This window comes from Radiobacillus deserti (assembly GCF_007301515.1).
GTDB lineage: Bacteria > Bacillota > Bacilli > Bacillales > Amphibacillaceae > Radiobacillus > Radiobacillus deserti.
Window position 1 is genome coordinate 2299407 of sequence record NZ_CP041666.1, and the last position, 24015, is coordinate 2323421.

The window sequence follows — 24015 nt, forward strand, 5'->3', positions numbered from 1 at the left end:
ACCCATTACTCGTCTTCTACCAAATTTCTTTTGCAATGTTCACAATAAATCTGAGCTTCTCCCATTGTTCTTCTTCCGTAAGCTTGTTTCCATGATGCGTGGAAGCAAAGCCACATTGCGGACTTAGACATAACTGTTCTAATGGTATATATTTTGAAGCTTCTTGAATCCGAGCTTTGATTGCTTCCTTGTCTTCTAAAGATCCAATTTTAGATGTCACGACACCTAATACTACTTTGGCACCGCCTCTTGGTATATGTTGTAAAGGTTCAAACCCACCAGAACGTTCGTCATCGTATTCAAGAAAGAATCCATCGACTTTTTCTTTTGCTAATAATGTCGGAGCAATGATGTCATAGCTTCCTTCAAACGCCCAATTAGACCGGTAATTTCCGCGACACAAATGAGTCGTTACAATTAAATCATCTGGCTTCCCTTCTAATACTCCGTTTATGACTCGTAGAGCCTGATCGATTCGTTCATTTCTGTTGTAGTCTCCTTCGTCATTAAACGGCAAGCTAGGAGCCGACAACCCTGCAATGTAAACATCATCTAACTGAAGGTAGCGACACCCAGCATCATAAAAAGCTTGAATGACATCCCGATACGTTTGAATGACATCCTCCGCAAAATCATCTACGCTTGGATAGATAGTCTCATCCCTTATTCCAACATGAAAAAGCTGGTTCGGACTTGGAATGGTCTGCTTCGCGACGGCACGCCCATCCACTATTTGATTAAATTCAATAAAGTCTTGAATAAACGGATGGTCTGAAGGAAACGATACTTTCCCTACATTTCGAATATTGTATTTTTCCGTTTCTTCATTCCCGTGGAAAATATAACCAACCTCTGGAACATATCCTTCGATCCCGTTTAAATGCTCTAGGAAATCCGTATGCCAAAATCTACGACGGAACTCTCCGTCCGTTACAAGCTCTAAACCTACTTCTATTTGTTTGTCTACAACTCTTTTAATTTCTTCTGTTTCTACCTTCCTTAATTCAGCGCTACTTATCGCCCCCTCTTTAAACGCTTTTCTTGCCACATGAATTCTTTCTGGTCGTAATAGACTTCCTACGTGCTCTGCTCGAAACGGGGCATTAGTTAACGTCACTGTCATTTGAATCTCCTCCATTTTTCATTCATTTATTGGAACATTTTCATGTTACAAACTTTCTAATCTAGCCTTGATTCCAAACCCTTTAGTCCATGAAAAAAAGGCAGCATAATCCTGTCCGGATCACGCTACCTCTAGTGGTCTAGTCGGCAACCTTTTTATAAAATAAAAAACTCTTCTTTTCATATAAGAAGAGTTTTCATTCTTTATTATCTCTTCTTATCTTTCAAGCAAATGCTTGCAGGATTTAGCACAGTACCATAACAGCCTGTTGCCGAGGTTTCGTTGGGCCAGTCCCTCCACCTCTCTGGATAAGAATTATTAAATTAGGAATTTTCTGTTAAAAATAATATACTAGCGCTACTAAGTATTGTCAATAGATATTTTAGATATTTTTTCTAAAAAATGAATCTTGACTTTCTAAAAAAAGTGTCCTATAGTTTTATTTAATTACATGACAGAGCGAAGACAAGGACATGAATGATTTGGACTTTTCTTACTAGAGAATAGGGTCACTGGCTGAAAGCCCTTAAGATAAAGCGAATGATTTACCACCTTGGAGCTATTATGGGGAACAGATTATTCTCAGTATCCATAATCGGGAAAAACCGTTACTTTATTGAGCATTTTGCACATAACTGTGAAATGAAATTAGGGTGGAACCACGACCACACTCGTCCCTTTTTTGGGATGAGTGTGGTTTTTTTAAATTGAATATATAAAAGCGAAGACAAGGACACGAGGAATATATGAATGTCTTAACAGGGAATGAAGGTCACCGACTGAGAGCCTTCTAAGAATACAGTATTCTTTACCACCTTGGAGTGTTATGGGGAACCAGCTGATGAAGTATCCATAGCCGGTAGGAAGCCGTTATTTCTTTAGAGCGTTCGCACGATACGTGTGAACGAAATTAGGGTGGAACCACGACCACACTCGTCCCTTCTTTTGGGATGAGTGTGGTTTTTTATTTTAAAATCAGGAGGATAATTACAATGTCTAATCAAGGGAACGATATGAAACGTAATCACAGAGAGCTAGGTCAACAGTTAGAATTATTTATGTCGATGGAGGAAGCACCTGGTATGCCTTTCTTCTTGCCAAAAGGAATGGTCATACGCAATCAGTTAGAAAACCTTTGGAAAGAGAAGCATCAAAAAGCTGGTTATCAAGAAATCAAAACTCCCATTATGATGAAACAGCATTTATGGGAACAATCGGGACACTGGGATCACTATCATGAAAACATGTATTTCTCCAATATTGATGAGCAAAACTATGCGATTAAACCGATGAGCTGCCCTGGTGCTGTTTTACTTTACAATAGCAAGCGACGTAGCTATAGAGAATTACCCATTCGTTATGCAGAACTTGGGTTAGTCCATCGGCATGAACTTTCTGGATCATTAAATGGGTTACTTCGAGTTCGATCCTTCACTCAAGATGATGCTCATATCTTTGCTCGAGAAGATCAAGTGAAAGATGAAATCAAACATGTTCTAGAGCTGGTTGATGAAATATATTCTCTATTTGGATTTAGCTATAAGGTCGAGCTGTCGACTCGCCCTGAAAAATATATGGGAGTTTTGGAAAAATGGAACAAAGCAGAAGCCTCACTCCAACAAGTGTTAGAGGAAAAAGGAATCGACTATAGTCTAAATGAAGGGGATGGCGCATTCTACGGCCCAAAGATTGATTTTCACATCTTGGATTCCCTTGGACGAAGCTGGCAATGTGGAACAATCCAACTTGATTTTCAATTTCCAGAGAAATTTGGTTGTGCATACATTGGAGATGACAACAAGCCACAACAGCCGATAATGATTCACCGAGCCATCTACGGCTCTATTGAACGATTCATGGCGATTCTAATTGAGCATTTTGATGGAAGCTTTCCACTTTGGTTGGCTCCTATTCAAGTGAGCATCCTTCCGATTGCACAAGCACATATAGATTATAGTTATCAAGTGAAAGCAGAGCTCGAAAAAGTTGGTTTTCGTGTTGAAGTCGATGATCGTAATGAAAAAATCGGATTAAAAATACGAGAGGCTGAAAAACAGAAAGTCCCTTTTATGATGGTAGTTGGTCAGAAAGAAATGGAGAATCACTCGGTTGCTCTTCGAAAACATAAAGAAGGAAATCTGGGAGACAAGTCCTTAGATGATGCTATCCATTTCCTTCAAAGTGACATGTAACAAGTAAGGGAAGAGCATTTAATTGTTTAGCAATTAAATGCTCTTCTCCATTTCCTTTATAGCCGACAGTTTTTTAAGCTTTCAATCGCCTTAAGTACTTCTTTTCGATTCTCCCCAGACTTTATCCATTTGGGGATTGTACTCGCAAGACTTACATAAGTCCTGACGTCTCAACTTTTACTTTTTTAAAAAACTCACAATATTTGTAAGATGTTCATAATTAAATCACACTACTAATCCCGACAAATCCTACGGGTGTTTTTACTCTATTTTTCACTTTTCATCTTTGAAAGATTGTATAATGTTTCCAATGCAGTGCAATATTCTTCTTCTATTAAATAATCCTTTGGTGGACGAAAGCTTGAAAATGCTTCTAGCATACTTGTATCTCTATACCAGTCCGACTGGTCATGGAATGAATGTGCTATGTTAGGCCATACTTCCTCAAGTTTCGGACTTCTTATAAGAGGAGGGGTGTCTTTGGAACAAACTTCCTTCCCATCCCTTGGTAAAATGCGGTTAGTAGTAAAAGAAAATGGCCAGTAATCCGCTCTTGAACCTGTATGTGAACATTTGGAGGCGAATGCTAACGCCCCATTAAAGACTGGATTAACCCTAAACAAAATAGAATATAGGGTCTTCCCTATTTGTATTCTTTCTTTTAGATTGTGAAAGTCTGTTACCGTTACCCCTGTTAGTCGAATTTCCTCATCCTGAAAGAATGGAAAAATAACCTTAGAAAAGTGGAATAGTTCCTGTGTTTTAAAGGTTATTGTATCTAACACTCGTTCTTTATACCTCTTTTTCTCCATGACGCGTTTTTGGATATAGTTCTGCTCGTTAATAATTAAAGCCAAAGTCAAAAATTGTGAATCCTTTGTCCGAATGAAATCACTCCAAAAGGGCTGCATAAATTGGGTCACGTAGAAATGCGGAAGTAAATACGTGAGGTCTTGGTTGACTTCTTTACTTTTCTCATATAAGAGTAACTGAGGATATGCGTCTTGGAAAATAAGCGCATTGGATCTTTCTAAAAACGAAAAGAAATCATCAACTTTACTACCACCTAAATAACTAGGTATAAGACTACCTTTTAAATCTGTCATGTTATAGCCAGCGTTTCTTGACACCATGGAAGCTAAAAACGCCCAATGAACCTCAGGATGACTTAGATAGAACTGGAAATACGCATTTGTTCTCGTGATATTGTTTTTGTTTAATTCACGTGTTTTCCTATTAATTGAATCAATGATTAAACGTTCATAAGCTGTTGGTATTTTTTTTAGACTTCCTCCTTTCTTTAATTCCAGCTTTATTCGATTTACTTTTTCTGTTTGAAAAGAAATTTCATCGTTCCATCTTAACTCCGTCTCCTTCTTCTTTATACCTTTTAATACTTTACAACATTTAATTGGCAAACAAGTAACAATAGGATAGAGCCTGTTAATGATTACCCCACCTCCCCTTACTAGATTATTTGTGTTTTGGAGAATGTGTGTACGTATGAAGTATTAGGACGACTCGCATAATCATGATTTATGTAAGGAAAGATATGCTGAGGAAAAGAGAATAGGTGGAAAACGGATGGAAAAGGATATCCAGTAACAAACTTTAATCCGGCTTTCTTTAACCCGATTAAATAATTTGACAAAAAATGTTTTTTGTGCTATAATTTACAATTAAAATAATTGGTGTATAATAAGATTCTCCTGGCCAGGGGAATCTTATTTTTTGTGAGGGGTTATTCTATGAAACAATATGAATCTAGCTTCACTTCTCTAGTTTCTGCTTTTGCTAGAGCTTATCACAGCAAGTTCGATACACCAATCATTTTCGATGACTTTCTTGCACGCCAGCTCATCACGGAAGATGAGTTTAAAGAAATTAGTCGTCATATGATTCAAGGCATATCATTCTTTAACAAAGATATCGCCCTAAAATTTAAAGGTAATTCCGATGAAATTCTAAAATGGATTACACAAGTTCAATTATCCCCAACACCATTGGCACGTTCCGCCTATACTGAGAAAGTGTTGGAGAATGAGATTTTGTTGGGGCTAAGACAATTTGTCATACTTGGTGCTGGATTAGATACGTTTGCCTTTCGACATCCAGAGTTAAAAAACATATTAAAGATATTCGAAATTGATCACCCTTCCACACAGGCGTTCAAAAAGAACAGGTTAGCGAGTATGGATTTTGAAATACCAAATAATCTTCATTTTACATCCATAGACTTTACTCAAGACTTCACCTATCAAGATTTACTTATCCAAGGGCTGAAAAATCAAAAAACATTATATAGCTTATTAGGTGTTTCCTATTACTTAACTAAGCAGGAGCTCGTAACATTAATTCAAACATTGTTTGCTATCGTTCCTTCGGGCAGTTCCATTGTATTCGATTATGCGGACGAACATCTTTTTGAACAAAAAGGGTTATCCAACCGAGTTGAGAATATGGTAAAAATGGCAGCTGCAAGCGGAGAACCGATGAAAGCTTGTTTCACTTACGAGGAAATGGAGCATTTGCTTGAAAAGTCTGGGCTGCTAATTTATGAACACCTAACTCCAGCTACTATCCAAGAACAATTCTTTAGTAATCGGTCAGATTATTTATCTGCATTTGAAAGCATCCATTATATTCACGCTGTAAAAAAATAAACTTATGAGGTTGAGACAAAAGTATAGGAAGCAATGAAAAAACGAACAATTATTATTAGTGCCTATACTCCGCTCCGGAAATATACTACGCGTTCCGCGGGCAGCTGGTGAGCCTCCTCGTGCTGACGCACTGCGGGGTCTCACCGATGCCTTTCCTCCCACTCGAGTCTACGTATAATTCTGGAGCTAGTATGGGCTGTTGTTCGGCTTTTCGGCTTTCTCTTTATTTATGTCCCAGCCCCATTCTAATACCTTTTATGTAAAGGGTTATTAATTCTTCTCGGATATACTAGCCATACTTACTTGAATTTATATATTGAATGATAGCTCTTGAAGCAAATTCAATATTCCACTGATAAAATCGATTGTGTCCTTAGACAAAAAATACTCAGGGTGGAGCTGTAAATAACACCAAACCCTGAGCTACGAGTTAACTCCTATTCAAATCTCAAAACAAAGTATTTCTTCTTCCCTCTTCTAATAATCACAAATGTACCATCCATACGGTCCTCTTCTGTTAAAACATAAGCTAAATCTTGGTTCCGCTCTCCATTGATATACACGGCTCCATTTTGGATATCTTCTCGAGCTTGACGTTTGGAAGAAGCAATCTTCGCTTCTACTAGTGCATCAACCAACCCGATTTCTTCGACAGGGAACGTTGTAGATGGAACGTCTTTAAAGCCCTGTTCAATCTCCTTTCCATTTAAAGAAGCAATGTCACCACTAAATAAAGCTTCTGTAATTCGTTGTGCTTGCTCCAACGCTTCATCACCGTGAACTAGCTTCGTCATTTCCTCTGCCAAACGTTTATGTGGAACACGCTTTTCTGGCTCTTGCTCCAATGATTTTTCTAATTCATCAATTTCTTCAAAGCTTAGGAATGTGAAGTATTTCAAGAACTTAATCACATCACGGTCATCTGTATTCACCCAAAATTGGTAGAACTCGTATGGAGATGTTTGTTCAGGATCTAGCCAAACTGCTCCACCAGCCGTTTTACCGAATTTTGTACCATCCGCTTTCGTGATCAGTGGTACAGTTAACCCAAATGCTTTCGCTTCTTGCTCTTCTCCACTTTTCGTACGACGGATGAGCTCCATCCCTGCAGTGATATTGCCCCATTGGTCACTACCACCTATTTGTAGTGTACAGTTTTCTTTTTCATATAAGTTTAGGAAATCAACGGATTGTAGAATCATGTAACTGAATTCAGTAAAAGATATTCCATTTTCTAACCTAGATTCTACAGAGTCCTTAGCTAGCATATAGTTGATACCAAAGTGTTTCCCCGTGTCTCGAAGAAAATCAATGACTGACATTTGCGATAACCATTCGTAGTTGTTACGAGCGACAGCTGCATTTTCCCCTTCATCAAAATTTAAGATGGATGCTAGTTGTTCTTTGATGCGGTCACTAAAATGTTGAACGGTCTGCAAATCGTTAAGCTGGCGTTCCGTGGAACGACCACTCGGGTCTCCGATCATTCCTGTGCCTCCACCGATAAGTGCAACAGGACGGTGTCCCGCTTGTTGAAATCGTTTTAACATTAACATCGGAACTAAATGTCCAATGTGTAGGCTATCTGCAGTCGGATCAAATCCACAATACAAGGTGACAACCTTCTCATCTAAATGTTTACGTAAACCTTCATCATCCGTAGTTTGATTGATTAGGCCACGACGTTGCAAAATCGTCTAAAATATGCACTCCATTCACTCTCCTTTTATAAAAATAAAAAAACCTCAATCCCCAAAAGGGACGAGGTCTAATCTCGCGGTACCACCCTTGTTGCAAGCTTCCGCTTGCCACTTCAATTCATAACGACTTGGTTAAGCCGCCTCTTCAGAGGATGCTCAAGATTTGTGTACTTCGCATGATCGTATGTACTAGCTTCCACCACCGCTAGCTCTCTACAACAGGGACAATCCATACTACTATAATCCGTCTTTGCATATAACGTTTTTAGAATGTAATGATATTAATACCATAGAAAATTATAAATTGCAATTACTTCCTACAAAAAAAATAAGTTATTTGACGGTTATGCTATAATATAGATTGGGTTTAGGAGGTATCACAATGAATAAAGAAAAATTAGCTCAATATATACGAAAAATAAAAGAACTTTGGTCTGCAGGAATTATCCAAAAAAGTTCCAGAATCACATATGATGTAGTTTGGAATATTATTTTATTCTTCCTTATTGTAGGTGTGATTGGTGCATTTTTTGCAGGCGGAATTGGTGCAGGTTACTTTGCATCCTTGGTGAAGGACGAGCCAGTTCGTGCTCAGGAAACGATGGAGAAAGATCTATATAACTATGAGGAGTCCTCGGAGCTCTACTTTGCAAACAACGAATACTTAGGAAAAGTTCGATCGGATTTATACCGCGAAGAAACGACTCTTGAGAATGTTTCCTCACATGTTAAACACGCAATTGTTGCTACGGAAGATAGTAGCTTTTATACCCATAACGGAGTTGTACCGAAAGCAATATTGCGCGCCATCCTCCAAGAAGTACTAAACACGTCTGTAAAAACTGGTGGTAGTACATTGACACAGCAGCTTGTCAAAAATCAAATCCTCACAAATGAAGTTTCATTTGAACGAAAAGCGAAGGAAATTTTATTAGCATTACGTCTTGAACAATTTGCTGATAAAGATGAAATCCTTCAAGCTTACTTAAATATCGTTCCATTCGGACGTAACGCAGCAGGTCAAAACATAGCTGGTGTTCAAACAGCAGCTCAAGGTATTTTTGGTGTAGATGCCAAAGATCTAAATTTACCACAAGCAGCCTATATTGCAGGATTGCCACAAAGTCCATCCTATTATACTCCCTTTAAAAATGGTGGTGGCGTGAAGGATGAAGCAGGCTTGCAGCCGGGATTAGAACGAATGAAAACAGTCTTATCTCGAATGTTAGAAAGTGGATTCATCACAGAAGGGGAATATCAGGAAGCTGTTAACTATGATATTACAAGTGACTTTACAGATCCGGCTGAATCACCACTTGAAAAATATCCTTATTTAACGAACGAAATTGAAAAAAGAGCGAAAAAAGTATTATCCAAAATTCTAGCGAAAAAAGATGGATATTCAGAAGAAGACCTCGAAAATAGCGATGAACTACAAGAAGAATATATGATTCTAGCAGAACGAGATCTACGACAAAGTGGATATAAAATTCATACGACAGTTAATAAGAAGATCTATGATGTTCATCAAAAAATTGCTGCCAATTATAACAATTACGGGGCCGATAAATGGGAAACCGTAACCGATCCAGACACTGGGGAAACAAAACAAGTTAAAGAACCAGTTCAGGTAGGTAGTATTTTAATTGAAAATAAGACTGGGAAAATCATTAGCTTCATCGGTGGAAGGGATTTTGAATTAGAAAACCTGAATCACGCAACAGATGCCCAGCGACCAAATGGTAGTACAATGAAGCCATTGCTTGTTTATGCACCAGGAATGGAAGCTGGAGTTGTTCAGCCTGGCTCTATCATTCCCGATGTCAATACAGTTATTACGTATCCCGGTATGCCTAAGCCTTATGATCCAGGAAACTACGCAAGTAATTTCCATGGGCTAGTTTCTGCAAGAACTGCTTTGAAGCAGTCTTATAACATTCCAGCTGTTCGAACTTATATGCAAATTATTAATAATGATCCCGCCTCTCAATACCTAGAGAAAATGGGATTCACTTCTCTAACCGAAGGCGATCATGAATATCCAGCTGTTGCACTTGGTGGTTTAACAAATGGGGTAACGGTAGAAGAAAATACAAATGCTTATACGACATTTGGTAATAATGGGAAATTTGTTGATGCGTATCTCATCGATAAGATTGAAACCGTGGACGGGGAAGTAATTTACCAACATGAAAGTAAAGCGGTAGATGTTTTTACCCCACAAACGAACTATCTCATGCTTGATATGATGCGTGACGTATTAACAAGTGGTACAGCGACGGCGGCTAGAGCAAACCTTAAATATACTAGCGTCGATTGGGCTGGTAAAACCGGTACCTCCCAGGATTGGCATGATACGTGGTTTGTTGCGACAAATCCGAATGTGACAATGGGAATATGGATGGGATATGATACTCCAAAAGTATTAGAAGGAGAATATAGCCGTCGTAACGTCACCCTTTGGGCGAAGCTTGTAAATGCAGCTACGGATATAAATCCTGAACTAATGGCACCTAAAAATCGATTTAAACGTCCGGGAGGCCTTGTATATCGTTCGTATTGTAAAGTTTCTGGAATGCTTCCATCCGATGTATGTAGCGAACTCGGCCTTGTGGATTCCGACTTATTTAATGCAAAATTCGTTCCGAATCAACGTGATAATAGCTTAATTAGAGGGACATATGTCAAAGTAAATGGTAAATCCATTATTGCGGGACCGAATACCCCTAAAGAATTCACAAATGATGATGGAGCTGCTTTTAATCCTGAATGGTTAAAAGAAAATGGCTTTGACAAGCTTAGCAACATCGAGCAGCTTATTCCGAATCAGAGCGGGGCTTGGGCTAAAATATCCATCCCAAGTACAGATGAAATCAAAAATGATGGTAAAAATCCAAATGCACCATCTAACCTAAGTAAATCCGGTTCTAGAGTTATCACCTGGACAGCATCTTCGAGTAAAGATGTGGTTGGTTATCGCATATATAAAGCGAATAAACCAGGTGGAGCGTTTAAGTTAGTTGGAAATACAACAGAAACAAAAATGAATGTTGGCAGTGGAAAAGCTGTATATCAAGTGAAAGCAGTGGATTATTTTGGTCAAGAATCTGCAGCTTCGAACAGCTTACAATTCGGTGATTTCACGCCGGAAAAACCAGATGTGCCGGTAGATGATAAACCAGCCAACGGCGGTGGAAATGGTGATTCTAACGGTGATCAGGATGACGGATCCGATAATGGATCTGGAGGTTCTGGCGGTGATTCCGGAAATGACAATGGCGGAGATACTGGTGGAGACAATGGATCTGGTGAAGACGGAACAGGTGATCCAGAAAATAATAACAACTAGAGACCAGACAGAACAAGTGGAGCTTGGGGAAAACCCTAGCTCCTTTTTCTTTTAATTGTCATCCTTTTTTAACAAGTCCTATCTATCTCCTGTATAATGAAACTAAGAAATCAGTTCGGACAGAGGTGGTGAGTGAATTGATACATGAGAAGATGTATAGTTCAAACAAATTGGATACGGATAAAGGAATTATGATGGTGGAAGGGCCGCTAACAGCTGACCAATTAACGGACTATTCTTTTCACGACGAACTAGTCGCATTTCGTCCCGCTCCAAAACAGTTAGAAGCATTAAAAGAAATTGCCAATCTACCAGAAGGACGAATTTATGTGGCCCGTACCGAAGATACCATTGTAGGCTATGTAACGTTTTTACACCCCGATCCTCTAGAAAGATGGTCCACCTTTAATATGGAGGATTTAATTGAGCTAGGAGCGATTGAAATCGCTCCTAGCTATCGCGGATTTCAGCTCGGATCTACTCTATTGAAAGTTGCTGTTTCAGACCCAAATATGGAAAACTATATTATCATATCTACTGAATATTACTGGCACTGGGATTTGAAGGGAACTCAGCTTAGTATTTGGAACTATCGAAAAATCATGGAAAAAATGATGGCTGCGGGAGGGTTAAAGCCTGCTCCAACGGATGACCCAGAAATCATGTCACACCCTGCGAATTGTTTGATGGTTCGTATTGGGAAGCATGTTCCGGACAGTTCCATACAAAAGTTTCAAAGACTACGATTCTTAAATCGTTCCACAATGACTGTGAAAGGAGATGAATTATAATGCTAGTAGAGGAAATTATGAAGAAAGAGGTTATTTCACTACATCCTAATGCAACCATAGCCGAAGCTCATCAAATCTTGCAGAATCATCCAATTCGACACATCCCCATTGTAAACGCTGACAATGAAATAGTCGGAATTGTTTCGGATCGTGATGTACGAGATGCAAGTCCTTCCATCCTATCGAAGCAAGCCAATCACAGTGAGCTTGAACATTCAATTGATACAATAATGACTACACCTGTTATAACCATTCATCCGTTAGATTTTGTAGAAGAGGTCGCTTCAATTTTTTATGATCAAGAGATTGCTTGTTTGCCAGTTGTACAAAAAAATAAATTAGTAGGTATAGTAACAGAAAAAGATATGCTTTATACGCTCATTCAACTAACTGGGACACATGTTCAGAGCTCTCAAATAGAAGTAAAAGTCCCTAATAAAGCTGGCATTTTGCCAGAAGTGGCTGCGATTTTTGGTAATCGCAAAATCAACATCGCATCCGTTTTAGTATATCCTTATAAAAATGATAAGACATATAAGATTCTAGTCTTCCGTATTCAAACGATGAATCCCCTCCCCATTAAGGAAGATATAGAGCAAGCTGGATTTGAAGTCTTATGGCCTAATATGGGGATGACTCCATGAACTGTAGTGCTAAGTTTATTTACTCAGATGAATTATTAGATTATCAATTTAATAAACACCATCCATTTAACCAGCAAAGAATTAAAATGACGAAAGAACTTTTGGAAGCAGAGTCCCTCTTAAATGCTTTGGATATCGTAAAACCTAGAATGGCAACAGAAGAAGAACTAAAACTGGTGCACACCTCTGAATATATAGATGTCATCAAACGTGCTAGTGTGGAAAAAGTGGATGCTGAAGAATTTTTTAATTATGGGATTGGTACAGAGGATACTCCAATATTTCCTGGAATGCACGACGCATCCCGCCTTTTAGTTGGAGCTAGCCTTACCGCAGTTGATCAAGTTTTATCTGGAGAAGTGCTACATGCCTTAAATTTAGGTGGTGGTCTTCACCATGGATTCCCAAATAAAGCTTCTGGCTTTTGCATTTATAACGATGCAGCTACTGCTATTCAATATATTCGAAAAAACTATAATTTACGGGTATTATACGTGGACACGGATGCTCATCATGGGGATGGGGTTCAAAGTGTTTTTTATGATGATCCTAACGTTTGTACCCTATCGATTCATGAAACAGGAAGATATTTGTTTCCTGGCACTGGGCAAGTACATGAGCGTGGTGTTCAAGCTGGATATGGCTATTCGTTTAATGTCCCTATAGATGCATTTACCGAGGATGAATCATTTCTAGACATCTATGAATCTTCCCTTAGAACAATTATGGACTATTTTCAACCAGATATTATTGTGAGTCAGAACGGAGCAGATGCTCATTATTATGATCCTCTTACCCACCTTTGTTCTACCATGAGAACTTATGAACATATACCAAAACTAGCGCATCAATTAGCACACGAATACTGTGATGGAAAATGGATTGCACTTGGTGGTGGTGGCTATGATATTTGGCGTGTAGTACCTCGCGCTTGGTCTCAAATCTGGAGTATAATGAAAACGAATACAATTGTTCAAGGACGTTTACCAGCTGAGTGGGTAAAGCATTGGGAAAAAGAGTCACCCGTAACACTTCCTGAATTCTGGCATGATTTAGATGAAATCTATCCATCGATACCGAGAAAAGAAGAAATTAGTGAGAAAAATTGTCGAACATTAGAAATTCTTTTACAATATGCAAAGAACAAAAATAAATTTTATAATCAAATGTAAAAACTACGCTAAAATGTAGCGTAGTTTTCTTACGTATTCTTATTTTCTGTTTTTTGTAATATAACGATCTCTACTCTTCTATTTTTTCTCCAATTCTCAGAAGATGTGTTAGGTACAATGGGTTTCGTATCTCCATAACCAATAGCAGCTTCGAATTTACTCCCTTGGAACTTATGTGTATCTTCTAAGTACCGTATTACGCTACTTGCTCTTGCGCCAGATAACTCCCAGTTAGATGGATAACGGAAGTTTGAAATGGGCCGATTATCGGTATGACCTTCCACTTTTATTTTATTTGGTATTTCCTTTAGCAATATGGCAATACGGTCAAGCAAAGGCTTCCCTGCTTCAATTATGTCCGCTTCCCCTGAATTAAATAATACCTTTTCTTGCAGCACTAATTCAACGCCCTCTTGTCTACGATTTGCAGTTACCGTTGCTTGCATATTATTTTCCTTAATAAAAGCATTCACCATTCGCAATAATTCGTCCAATGAATCCATTTCGTCTTCTGTTTCTGTTATAGGTTCCTCTTCCGGCGTCACTTCTTGCTCCGCTTCTACATTACCCTTTTCATTAGGAAGAACAGAGGAGGAGGCATCAAACACCATTCGGTTACGAAATGATTCCGCTAGTTCTTGAAATTTAATCATGTCGATCTGCGACATCGAAAAGAGCAAAATGAAAAATACAAGCACTAGCGTGACCATATCCGCATACGTGACCATCCATTTTGGTGAACTTTTCTCGTTCTTTCTTCTTTTTCTAAGCTTCATTAATTGTTTCTCCAGTATAGGTGCGATCTAATTCTAGTTTCGCTTCTTTCCGCAAATCGGAAGTAAGAAAAACGGAAAGCTTTTCACGCAAAATACGAGGGTTTTCTCCTGACTGCACACCAATGATTCCCTCCAGTACAATCTGCTTGAAGAATACTTCTTCCTCTGTTCGGTTTTCTAATTTACTAGCCATCGGGATGAACACAAGATTTGCTAATACTGTACCATAAAAGGTTGTTAACAAAGCTACTGCCATATTTGGTCCCAATGTAGAGGGGTCTTCTAGGTTTTTTAACATAAGCACAAGACCTATAAGTGTACCTATCATTCCCCACGCAGGTGCGTACTCTCCTGCTTTCTCAATAATTGCACGCCCTCTTTGATGGCGCTCCTCCATTGCAAGGATTTCTGCTGTCAGTATATCTCGAATCACCTCTGGTTCATACCCATCCACAGCAAGCAGGATTCCTTTTTTCACAAATGGATCTTCCACTTTACTCATTTCCATTTCTAGTGCTAACAGCCCTTCTCGGCGAGCCTTTTCTGATAAAGCTTCCATTTGATCAATCAATTGCGGTAGTGGCTGTTGCACCTGACGAAATGCTTCTTTTAATACCTGTCCAGTTAATTTTAATTGTTTGCGATTAAAATTAATAAGTATCGCTGCTACTAGTCCACCTATTACAATAAAAAAGGAGGCGAGGTCTAAAAAGGAAATAACCCCAGACGCGCCTCCACTAGATAAAATTCCGAACATAATAAGCAGGAAACCTAGTGTTATTCCAACAGGTGTTAGTAAGTCCAACTTTTTCATTGCTTTCACCTAACCCTCTTTGGTTCCAGATTTTGTGCCTATTCTTAGCTGTAAATGTTCAAAGAGCTTTCGCACCTGTGCGAACATCTTTTCATTATTCAGATTTTGTTGAATTTCTTTCAATCATACGGTGAGGTAAGATGATACTTTGATCTGTGACCTCTTCTTTATTCATATATTTGGTTAATAAACGCATCGCAACAGCACCGATATCATACATTGGCTGTACAATCGTAGATAACGTTGGGCGAACCATTGTTGCTAAACGAGTATTATCAAACCCGAATACTTCCAAATCATTTGGAATATCTAACCCACGATCTTGAGCACCATGAATAACTCCTAGTGCCATTTCATCGGATGCAACAAACACAGCAGTTGGGCGGTTCTCAAGTGCTATTAATTGTTCAATTGCTTCGATTCCTGAATCATAAGAATAGTCCCCTTTTATGATTCTCTCTTCTTTTACTTCATTATTGTTTTCTTTAATCGCACGAAGATATCCAGCGTATTTTTGATTATTCATTTCAGTCTCTTCTGTCGCAGTTACAAAAGCTGGGTGTTGATGTCCGTGATCAATCAAAAGATTGGTCGCTTCATATGCCGCTTCTTCATAATCAATATTTACAGAAGGAATAGTTTCTGTTTGATCCACCGTAGCTGCCAATACAACAGGTACAGATGCTGTTTGAAATTGATTAATGTGATCTTCAGAAATTACTCCACCCATGTAGACAATTCCATCCACCTGCTTTTCTAACATCGTATTGATAAGGTGTAATTCTTTTTCTTTGTTTTGATCCGAGTTACTTAAGATAATGTTATATTTATACATCGTTGCAATATCTTCAATACCTCTCGCTAACTCAGAGAAAAAGATACTAGATATATCTGGAATAATTGCTCCAACCGTAGTTGTTTTCTTACTTGCTAACCCACGCGCTACAGCATTTGGTCGATATCCTAGTTGTTGAATCGTATTCAATACCTTCTTACGCGTTGCTGGTTTAACATTTGGATTCCCATTGACTACCCTTGATACAGTTGCCATGGAAACATTTGCTTCTCTTGCTACATCATATATTGTAACTGTCATAACGTCCATTTCCTCCTCTGAACTTACCTTGTCCATTCGTTCTGCTTTTCATTTATCATACGATACTATATCGTCATCCGCAACGGTCAGCCCCTAAAATCCGTCAAAATTCTATGTATTTTACGATTTTGGACTAGTATTTCATTATAATAGCATAAACATGCGCCTACCTGTCGGTAGACGCATGTTTTTTGTTTATTTCTTTAATTCGTTCATGAATGTGTTAAAGGTTTCTATATCCATTTGTTGCGCTGAATCAGATAATGCAACCGCTGGATCTGGATGTACCTCCGCCATCACTCCATCAGCACCAATAGCAAGCGCTGCTTTAGCGGCAGGTAACAATAAGTCTCTACGCCCTGTTGAATGAGTTACATCCACCATTACAGGTAAATGTGTTTCTTGTTTCAGGATTGGAACAGCTGTGATATCTAATGTATTACGTGTTGCCCTTTCATACGTACGAATACCTCGCTCGCACAGAATAATGTTTCCATTACCTCTGGACATGATATATTCAGCTGCGTTGATAAATTCAGAAATAGTGGCAGACAATCCTCTTTTTAGGAGAACTGGTTTATTGACTTCCCCTGCTGCTTTAAGTAATTCAAAGTTTTGCATATTACGTGCACCAATTTGAATGACATCAATATATTCAACTGCTTTTTCAATGTCTGCTGGGTTTACAATTTCACTTACAACTGCAAGCTCATATTCATCTGCCACACGTTTTAATATTTTCAAGCCTTCTAAACCAAGCCCTTGGAAATCATAAGGAGAAGTTCTTGGTTTAAAAGCACCACCACGTAATAATTTCAAGCCTTGTTTTTTAACAGCTGCAGCAACTTCTGCTACTTGCTCATAGCTTTCAACCGCACAAGGTCCCATAATAAAGTGTTGGTTTCCGTCTCCGAATCTCTCTCCATTAATCTCAATTACTGTATCTTCTGGCTTTTTCTTTCTGGATACTAATAGAGCCTTACGATGATCGTCTTTCTGCAACTCAAGACCAGCTTTAAAAATTTCCTTAAATAAATGAACAATGGTAGAATCTTCAAAAGGTCCATTATTTTTTGCTGTTATTTTGTTGAGCATATCTCTCTCGCGAACTGGATCATAATAAATGGCACCTTGCTTTTCCTTAATTTCTCCAATTTCTTTGACAATCTCTGCACGACTATTGATAAGGTCTAGAATCTGTATGTTTACCTCATCCAATTTGTCACGTAACTGATCAAGTTGCTCATTCCCCAAAAAAAACGCCTCCTGTTTCACAATAATCCTTGAAAAGTGTGATATATTTTTAATAATTAGGGATTATTATAGCTAATTATAAAGCTCTTGTCACCACTTAAGTTTATAATATTTTGTATATTCATACATTTTTAACATTGTGAAGGGGAATAATTCATGAACGATTACATTTTCGCATTAGATATCGGAACAAGAACCGTAGTCGGAATGCTATTAGAAAAAAACGAAAAAACATTCAACCTAGTGGATTACGTTGTCCAGGAACATGCTGAGCGTTCCATGCTGGATGGACAAATCCATGACATTATCGCAGTCTCTCAAGTGATTCAAAATGTGAAGGAAACGTTAGAGCGGGATTATGGACCACTTTCCAAAGTTTGTGTAGCAGCTGCCGGACGCTCCCTTAAAACGATGAGAACTTTATCCACGAAATCAATTGAGCGGCAGCCACTCATGAGTAAGGAGGATATTTTATTTTTAGAATTAAGTGCTGTTCAACAAGCTCAGCACCAGCTTGCTCAAGAAGAGCAAGACACATCTAGCACTCATTATTACTGTGTTGGTTATTCAGTACTAGAATATAAGATTGATGGCGAGCTGATTGGATCACTTATTGATCAGCAGGGTACTGAAGTTTCCGTTGAAATTATTGCAACCTTCTTACCTAAAGTAGTTGTTGAATCCTTAATTGCAGCTTTACAGCGAGCAGGATTAGAAATGGAAGCTCTAACCTTAGAACCAATTGCAGCTATCCATGTGCTAATTCCTCCTTCCATGCGAAGACTCAATGTCGCATTGGTAGATATAGGTGCTGGTACAAGTGATATTGCACTAACAGAATCCGGAACGATAACCGCATATGGCATGGTTCCAAAAGCCGGAGACGAGATTACCGAGGCCATCAGTGATAAATATCTACTAGACTTTCATGATGCAGAAAGGTTGAAAAGAGAGATTTCAAAGGAACAACCTGCTACCATTCAGGACATTCTAGGCTTTGAGCAAGAAATCCATTACGAACAACTTGCACACGAAATTGATTCAGCTATCCAGGAGCTTGCATCTGCTATATCTGAAGAGATTCTTAACTTGAACCAACGTCCACCAGTTGCTGTAATGTTAGTTGGTGGTGGAAGCTTAACCCCAGAGCTAACGAATATTCTAGCTGACAAATTAAAGCTTCCATTAAACCGTGTTGCAGTTAGAGGCATTGATGCCATCCAAACGATTGAGAAGACGGACAACCTTCCATCAGGTCCTGCTTTTGTTACACCTATTGGTATTGCAATCGCTGCACAGGAGCATCCTGTCCAGTACATTAGTGTAGAAGTAAACGGAAGAGCTGTACGACTTTTCGATATGAAGCAGCTGAATGTAGCAGATTGTTTACTTGCTGCTGGCATACATTTGGAGCATCAATATGGAAAGCCAGGAATGGCATTGATGGTTAACGTGAATGGACAAGACGTAACAATACCTGGTACATATGGAACAGCTCCATCTTTGTTACTGAATGGGGTTCAAACCAGCTTGGAACATCCTGTTAAGCATGGAGACCAACTCACGCTTGAAAAAGGAAAAGACGGAGAAGCACCCAATATATCAGTTGTCGAGCTTTTAGATGAGGTTCCAACCTATACCATTCACTTTAACGGAAAAGCGTATGAAGTAAAAAGTACGATTGAAGTGAATGGCAAAAAAGTGACTCCATCTTATAAGGTACAGGATCGAGATCGAATTAGCTGTGTAACGATTCATACCATTGAAGACTTCTTCCGATACATTGGATTTAAACCAGAAGAAGTAAAGCCGTTTGTCGTGTATGTGAATCACAAGAAATATACAATTCCTAATAAGGAAGCCCAATTGTTCGTGAACGGAAGAAAAGCCACACAAAAAGAAGTGATTAAAGATAATGATCGAATGGAATATCAGAAAGGAGCAAGCTTGACCGTTCAAGAATTGTTGACTAGCTTAGAGATAGATCAAAAGGTACAAATACCGGTTCTCTATAACGGAGAAAAAATCACGCTTACGAGACAAACTGCAACGGTTACGAGAGGAGAAGACATACTCACTGGAGAAGACCAAGTTATCCCTGGAGATTCTCTACTTGTTAAAAAAGAAGAATTTACTGGATTCATTTTCCAAGACATCTTCAGTCATATCTCCTTGGACATGACATCGATAAAGGGAAATGTTGTAATTGAAAAGAACGGTGTTTCTGCTTCGTTCCACGAACCACTGGAGGAAAACGATTCAATCGTCATTACTTGGGATTCCTAATAATTTGTAACCTAAGGATTCCCTAAAAGCCGGAATATCATTTTTGGGGAGTCCATATGCTCATCTTTTATTTGCTTTTCCTTCTCTTTCAATACATTATATGTAATTTGTTGATGGGAATCGTGCCAGATGACCGCTTGATTTGAAAATGCTAACACTTGAGGTGATTCATGCTTCACATCAAATGCCTCTGCTATATAATTTGAAAGCTCTCTTGCTTCTTGAACATGCAACAAATAAAGAGGTACTTCCGCTTCCGATACAAAAGCGTCATAATCAGACTTTACGCGAACACTTATTGGACAAGTTAAGCTGTGCTTCAGTAGAAAGAAAATCGTTTCATCCTGTATCAATTGATCAAATGCTTGTTTTGATTGTATTAATTTCATGTTGTTCCTTTCTGGTCAAAAAAGGACTACTGTATGGCAGGGCAGTAGTCCTTATCTAAACTATTTATTGGTTTCGATTATTTTCTAAATCGTTTACCGCTTCTGTAAATTCTTCTGATACTGTGTCTTCTTCATTGTTTCGGAAAGAATTCACTTTATCTTGAATCGTTTTAGAGGTATGTTTGACACGGTCACCTAATTGCTGAGATTTTTCGGAAACATTTTTTGTGAATTGACCAGATGCATCTACCGCATAATCTTTCCACTCTGTCCCTTTGTCATAAGCAACATCTTTCCAATCTGAGGCTTTGTCTTTTACATACGTCGCACCTGTATTGATGTCTTCTCTAAGCTCTTTTCCAGATTTAGGCGCAAATAGTAAAGCAACAGAAGCTCCTACAATACCACCAATCAGCGATCCGATTAAAAAGTCCTTTGTATTCATGTCATCGTTATGATTACTCATGATCGATTCCTCCTGTCTCTTTTTTCTTTCGTTTATTCCACAAATCCAATGCAACAGTCCCCCACTTCATTGCTTGTGCCGTTGCATTTTTATTTTTTTCCGCAGTATTTGACACACTGGATGACAGCGTTTTTAAGGATTCATTAAATTCTTGGACAGTTTGTCCGATGCCTTTAATTCCATCAAATAACGTGTTCATCTTTAAGGATTTTTCATTAATATCCTCTGCTAGTTTATTTGTTTTATTTAATAGTGCTGTTGTTTCAATGGTGATCCCTTCCATCTGTTTTTCTAAACCTTCTAGTGTGTTAGCAACATTACTCATCGTTCGTTGTGTAGCTTTAAGTACCTTTGAAAGATAAATGACTAATACGGCGAAAGCCACGGCTGCGATTAGTGCTGCTATGTAAAGTAAAATTTCCATCCTTTCAACTCCTTTTGCATGCTTTGCTAGGTTTGGAAGGTATTCTTTTTACATATAGTATGTAAAAATATGTACCCTTTACCATGAGAAATAAAACGCCTGATTCCATTTATTTTACCAAACAAGTTAAAAAAGGGAAACGAATCCCCTCATTTCTCTTTAGTATTCCCGATGAAACGTTAAACATGAATAGAAAAACAAAAAACGATACAAGGCCTTAATACCTTGTATCGCACTTTATTCATTCATTAAGCGCACCCTGAATAGATGCTTCATACGCTTGCTGGAATTTCTGAATATCTCCTGCTCCCATGAAAATAAGAACGTGATCTTCGTACTGCTTCAATTCCTCAACGTTGTCTACATCTAAAAGATAGCAATCTTCTATAAGTTTTTTCAAATCATCAATCGTTAATTTCCCACTATCTTCTCTGGCTGAGCCAAAAATGTCACATAAATAAACGTGATCGGCTAGATTTAAAGCCGCAGCAAATTCATTTAAAAAAGTCTTCGTACGTGTATATGTGTGTGGTTGAAAAATTACAGTAACTGGACGGTATGGGTATTTTTTTCTTGCTGCTTCGATCGTTACTTCAATTTCTTTTGGGTGATGTGCATAATCATCAATTAGCACTTGATTTCCTACTTGTTTTTCAGAAAAGCGACGTTTAACACCTTGAAAACTATAGATTTTCTTAATATCTTCTGCTCTCATTCCTTCATAATGGCAAATTGCAATTACTGCTAATGCATTTAATACATTGTGATTACCGTAGGATGGAATGGTAAATGAATCATAAAATGTATTACGAACAAACACATCAAAGGTTGTTCCATCCTCATCTTCAAAGACATTTTGTGCTTGAAAGTCATTTGTATCTGAAAAACCATAATACATGACCGGAACTTTTGCTTGAATTTGTTGAAGATATTCATCATCTCCGCAAGCAACAATTCCTTTCTTAACTTTCTCAGCCATTTGCTGGAAGGATTGAAATACATCATCTATACTTGAGAAAAAATCTGGATGGTCGAAATCAATATTTGTCATAATCGCGTAATCTGGTTCGTATTCGAGAAAATGGTTTCGATATTCACACGCTTCGAAAACAAAGTACTGACTATCTGGATTTCCAACACCAGTACCATCTCCAATCAAGAAGGAGATGGGGTACGTTTCACTCAACACGTGAGCTAACAAACCAGTGGTCGAAGTCTTTCCATGGGCACCAGTCACTGCGATACTTGTGTATTTTTTTAACCATTCCCCTAGAAATTCATGATAACGATAAAAAGTTAACCCTAATCTCTTTGCTTCCACAATTTCCTCGTGGTCATCGGAAAATGCATTTCCAGCAATAATGGTTAAGCCTTCTTTTATATTATCTTTAGAAAAAGGTAATATGGTAATGTCCTTATCTTCTAATGCTTCTTGTGTGAAGAATCTTTTTTCTACATCAGAACCTTGTACGGTTTCTCCTGAGTCTTCTAGAATCTGTGCTAAAGCACTCATCCCAGTCCCCTTTATACCAATGAAGTGGTAAGTTGTCATATAAGAACCTCCAAAAAAAGAGTCATGTATTATCTGTCTATGTAAATACATATATGCACAGAGTAGCTCTATGGTTAACTATTCAATTATAGCAAAATGCGTTGAAACTTCAATGCATCAACGCATGGCAACCTTATGATTGCTCAAAATATTCCACTTTTTCTAATCTAGGATTTGGTCGATATTTTCTTCCTTCTTTTGCTTGTGGTTCCCCGTTCAATAATACATTATCCCCTGTGAAAGACACCCCTATATTCAACAGGCTTCTTCCAACACCGTATAAATCAACTGGAACTCCATGCTCTTCGAATTTTCTGATTCGTTTTTCATCGAACCCACCACTGACTATAATTTTCACATGTCGGAACCCTTCTTCGTCTAACGCTTTTCGAAGGGCAAAGATCAATTCAGGGTTTGCACCTCTTGGATCAAATTTCCCCATCAAATGCTGGTTTCTGAGGAAATATTTGTCAACCATATTTTTAGACGTATCGACTCGAACCCCTTTTAATTTATCTCCGAATTCACGTGCGACTCGAAGTGAATCATTAATGACATCGTTGTTATAGTCCACAAGCACCATTAAGTCATCATTTGGATACATCTCGTTATATGCCTTTGCAGCAGCAACAACATCGCCTTGAAACATTTGAATCATAGCGTGAGGCATCGTACCCATTCCTTCTTTTCCCCACCATTCGTTCATGGCGTGAGTCGCTTGAGCTGTGGATCCGCCTATAAAAGCAGCATACCCGTCCCCGGCTTGTTGGGTGTAGTGATCGTCACGGTCTCCCATAAAAATAATCGGCTTTTGCGTGCCAGACGTTCTAGCCGCTTTCACGACGTTATATACATTCGTGGCAACGGATGTCCTTCTAGCTAATATTCCATCAATAATTCCCTCTAAATATCCAAAATCCTGATAAGGACCAGTTACCGTTAATACGGTTTCATATGGCGCTATTTTATCTCCATCTTTTAAGGAATAAATCTCTAATTTATCAGGGTTGTTTGCAAAGGTATGTAATAAAGCAATTGCTTCATCCGTTCCACAAAGTACAGCATCCCTTTTTTGAAAGAATTGCATGGTAACTTTATTATTTGGAAGAAACTTCTCTGCTATTTCCTTTGTTTTCAAAAAATATACTGCAGAAAACCAGCCTTCAGCAATACGTTCATCAAATTTAAAGGTTTTATTTGTTAAGCGCTCAATATCGCCTTTTAATTTTCGACTAATTTCTTTCATTTGAACAGAACTCCTTAAAAGTCATTTCCCTTAGCTTTCCACATCATATAAATTATATCATATAAGAATCCGCTAACT

The 24015-nt window shown here is 38.4% G+C and carries 19 protein-coding genes, 1 riboswitch and 2 other annotated features; of the genes, 7 read left to right on the forward strand and 12 right to left on the reverse strand.

Translation table 11 applies throughout. The features are described from left to right. Positions 1-16 precede the first annotated feature (16 nt). Positions 17-1123, reverse strand: a complete 1107-nt coding sequence (locus FN924_RS12215; RefSeq protein ID WP_143894878.1) for a 5-methyltetrahydropteroyltriglutamate--homocysteine S-methyltransferase — start codon at positions 1121-1123, stop codon at positions 17-19. Positions 1124-1336: 213 nt separating this feature from the next. Then, a riboswitch (SAM riboswitch) is annotated at positions 1337-1438 on the reverse strand. Between the two features lie 138 nt (positions 1439-1576). Further along, positions 1577-1805, forward strand: a binding site (T-box leader). Between the two features lie 310 nt (positions 1806-2115). Here FN924_RS12215 and thrS point away from each other — a divergent pair. Continuing rightward, positions 2116-3315, forward strand: a complete 1200-nt coding sequence (thrS, locus tag FN924_RS12220; protein WP_143894880.1) for a threonine--tRNA ligase — start codon at positions 2116-2118, stop codon at positions 3313-3315. Between the two features lie 266 nt (positions 3316-3581). Here the strand turns inward: thrS and FN924_RS12225 are convergent, their stop codons facing one another. Further along, the gene (locus tag FN924_RS12225; RefSeq protein WP_158633997.1) at positions 3582-4733 is read right to left on the reverse strand and encodes a DUF2515 family protein; all 1152 of its coding nucleotides are present in this window, start codon (positions 4731-4733) and stop codon (positions 3582-3584) included. A 330-nt stretch (positions 4734-5063) separates the two neighbouring features. Between FN924_RS12225 and FN924_RS12230 the strand changes: the two genes are divergently transcribed. Beyond that, positions 5064-5978 carry a class I SAM-dependent methyltransferase gene (locus tag FN924_RS12230; protein ID WP_143894884.1) on the forward strand — a complete coding sequence of 305 codons (915 nt, stop codon included), beginning with the start codon at positions 5064-5066 and terminating at the stop codon, positions 5976-5978. Between the two features lie 437 nt (positions 5979-6415). On the opposite strand, the gene tyrS is transcribed toward FN924_RS12230, so the two are convergent. Continuing rightward, complete coding sequence (tyrS, locus tag FN924_RS12235; RefSeq protein WP_143894886.1) at positions 6416-7669, reverse strand: tyrosine--tRNA ligase; 1254 nt, start codon at positions 7667-7669, stop codon at positions 6416-6418. A gap of 63 nt (positions 7670-7732) precedes the next feature. Beyond that, positions 7733-7938: a binding site (T-box leader), on the reverse strand. Between the two features lie 122 nt (positions 7939-8060). On the opposite strand from tyrS, the gene FN924_RS12240 reads away from it, so the two are divergent. From FN924_RS12240 to FN924_RS12255, 4 genes are all read left to right on the forward strand, one after another. After that, on the forward strand, positions 8061-11027 hold the full coding sequence (locus tag FN924_RS12240; protein ID WP_143894888.1) for a transglycosylase domain-containing protein: 2967 nt from the start codon (positions 8061-8063) through the stop codon (positions 11025-11027). 137 nt (positions 11028-11164) lie between these two features. After that, positions 11165-11818, forward strand: coding sequence for a GNAT family N-acetyltransferase (locus tag FN924_RS12245; protein ID WP_407691990.1), 654 nt, complete (start codon positions 11165-11167; stop codon positions 11816-11818). Next, positions 11818-12462 carry an acetoin utilization AcuB family protein gene (locus FN924_RS12250; RefSeq protein WP_143894890.1) on the forward strand — a complete coding sequence of 215 codons (645 nt, stop codon included), beginning with the start codon at positions 11818-11820 and terminating at the stop codon, positions 12460-12462. The genes FN924_RS12245 and FN924_RS12250 overlap by 1 nt, the downstream gene beginning before the upstream one ends. Next, positions 12459-13634: an acetoin utilization protein AcuC gene (locus FN924_RS12255; RefSeq protein WP_143894892.1), complete on the forward strand. Its 1176-nt coding sequence runs from the start codon at positions 12459-12461 to the stop codon at positions 13632-13634. Before FN924_RS12250 ends, FN924_RS12255 begins: the two co-directional genes overlap by 4 nt. Before the next feature lie 29 nt (positions 13635-13663). On the opposite strand, the gene motS is transcribed toward FN924_RS12255, so the two are convergent. The 4 genes from motS to FN924_RS12275 all read right to left on the reverse strand — a co-directional run bounded on the left by motS (position 13664) and on the right by FN924_RS12275 (position 17574). Next, positions 13664-14410, reverse strand: coding sequence for a flagellar motor protein MotS (gene motS, locus FN924_RS12260; RefSeq protein ID WP_143894894.1), 747 nt, complete (start codon positions 14408-14410; stop codon positions 13664-13666). Further along, entirely contained in the window at positions 14400-15224 is an 825-nt protein-coding gene (gene motP / locus FN924_RS12265) for a flagellar motor protein MotP (RefSeq protein WP_143894896.1), read from the reverse strand. Before motP ends, motS begins: the two co-directional genes overlap by 11 nt. A gap of 94 nt (positions 15225-15318) precedes the next feature. Continuing rightward, positions 15319-16320, reverse strand: coding sequence for a catabolite control protein A (gene ccpA / locus FN924_RS12270; protein WP_143894898.1), 1002 nt, complete (start codon positions 16318-16320; stop codon positions 15319-15321). Between the two features lie 195 nt (positions 16321-16515). Further along, positions 16516-17574 carry a bifunctional 3-deoxy-7-phosphoheptulonate synthase/chorismate mutase gene (locus tag FN924_RS12275; protein WP_143894900.1) on the reverse strand — a complete coding sequence of 353 codons (1059 nt, stop codon included), beginning with the start codon at positions 17572-17574 and terminating at the stop codon, positions 16516-16518. 156 nt (positions 17575-17730) lie between these two features. On the opposite strand from FN924_RS12275, the gene pilM reads away from it, so the two are divergent. Then, entirely contained in the window at positions 17731-19860 is a 2130-nt protein-coding gene (gene pilM / locus FN924_RS12280) for a cell division protein FtsA (protein WP_143894902.1), read from the forward strand. Positions 19861-19871: 11 nt separating this feature from the next. Here pilM and ytxJ read toward each other — a convergent pair whose 3' ends face one another. The 5 genes from ytxJ to FN924_RS12305 all read right to left on the reverse strand — a co-directional run bounded on the left by ytxJ (position 19872) and on the right by FN924_RS12305 (position 23937). Then, a complete protein-coding gene (ytxJ, locus tag FN924_RS12285; protein ID WP_143894904.1) occupies positions 19872-20249 on the reverse strand; it encodes a bacillithiol system redox-active protein YtxJ in 378 nt (125 codons plus the stop codon). Between the two features lie 64 nt (positions 20250-20313). Continuing rightward, positions 20314-20715, reverse strand: coding sequence for a YtxH domain-containing protein (locus FN924_RS12290; RefSeq protein ID WP_143894906.1), 402 nt, complete (start codon positions 20713-20715; stop codon positions 20314-20316). After that, the gene (locus tag FN924_RS12295; RefSeq protein ID WP_143894908.1) at positions 20708-21139 is read right to left on the reverse strand and encodes a DUF948 domain-containing protein; all 432 of its coding nucleotides are present in this window, start codon (positions 21137-21139) and stop codon (positions 20708-20710) included. The genes FN924_RS12290 and FN924_RS12295 overlap by 8 nt, the downstream gene beginning before the upstream one ends. Before the next feature lie 241 nt (positions 21140-21380). Further along, positions 21381-22691, reverse strand: coding sequence for a UDP-N-acetylmuramate--L-alanine ligase (gene murC, locus FN924_RS12300; RefSeq protein ID WP_143894910.1), 1311 nt, complete (start codon positions 22689-22691; stop codon positions 21381-21383). A 133-nt stretch (positions 22692-22824) separates the two neighbouring features. Beyond that, on the reverse strand, positions 22825-23937 hold the full coding sequence (locus FN924_RS12305; RefSeq protein ID WP_143894912.1) for a nicotinate phosphoribosyltransferase: 1113 nt from the start codon (positions 23935-23937) through the stop codon (positions 22825-22827). Positions 23938-24015: the final 78 nt, after the last annotated feature.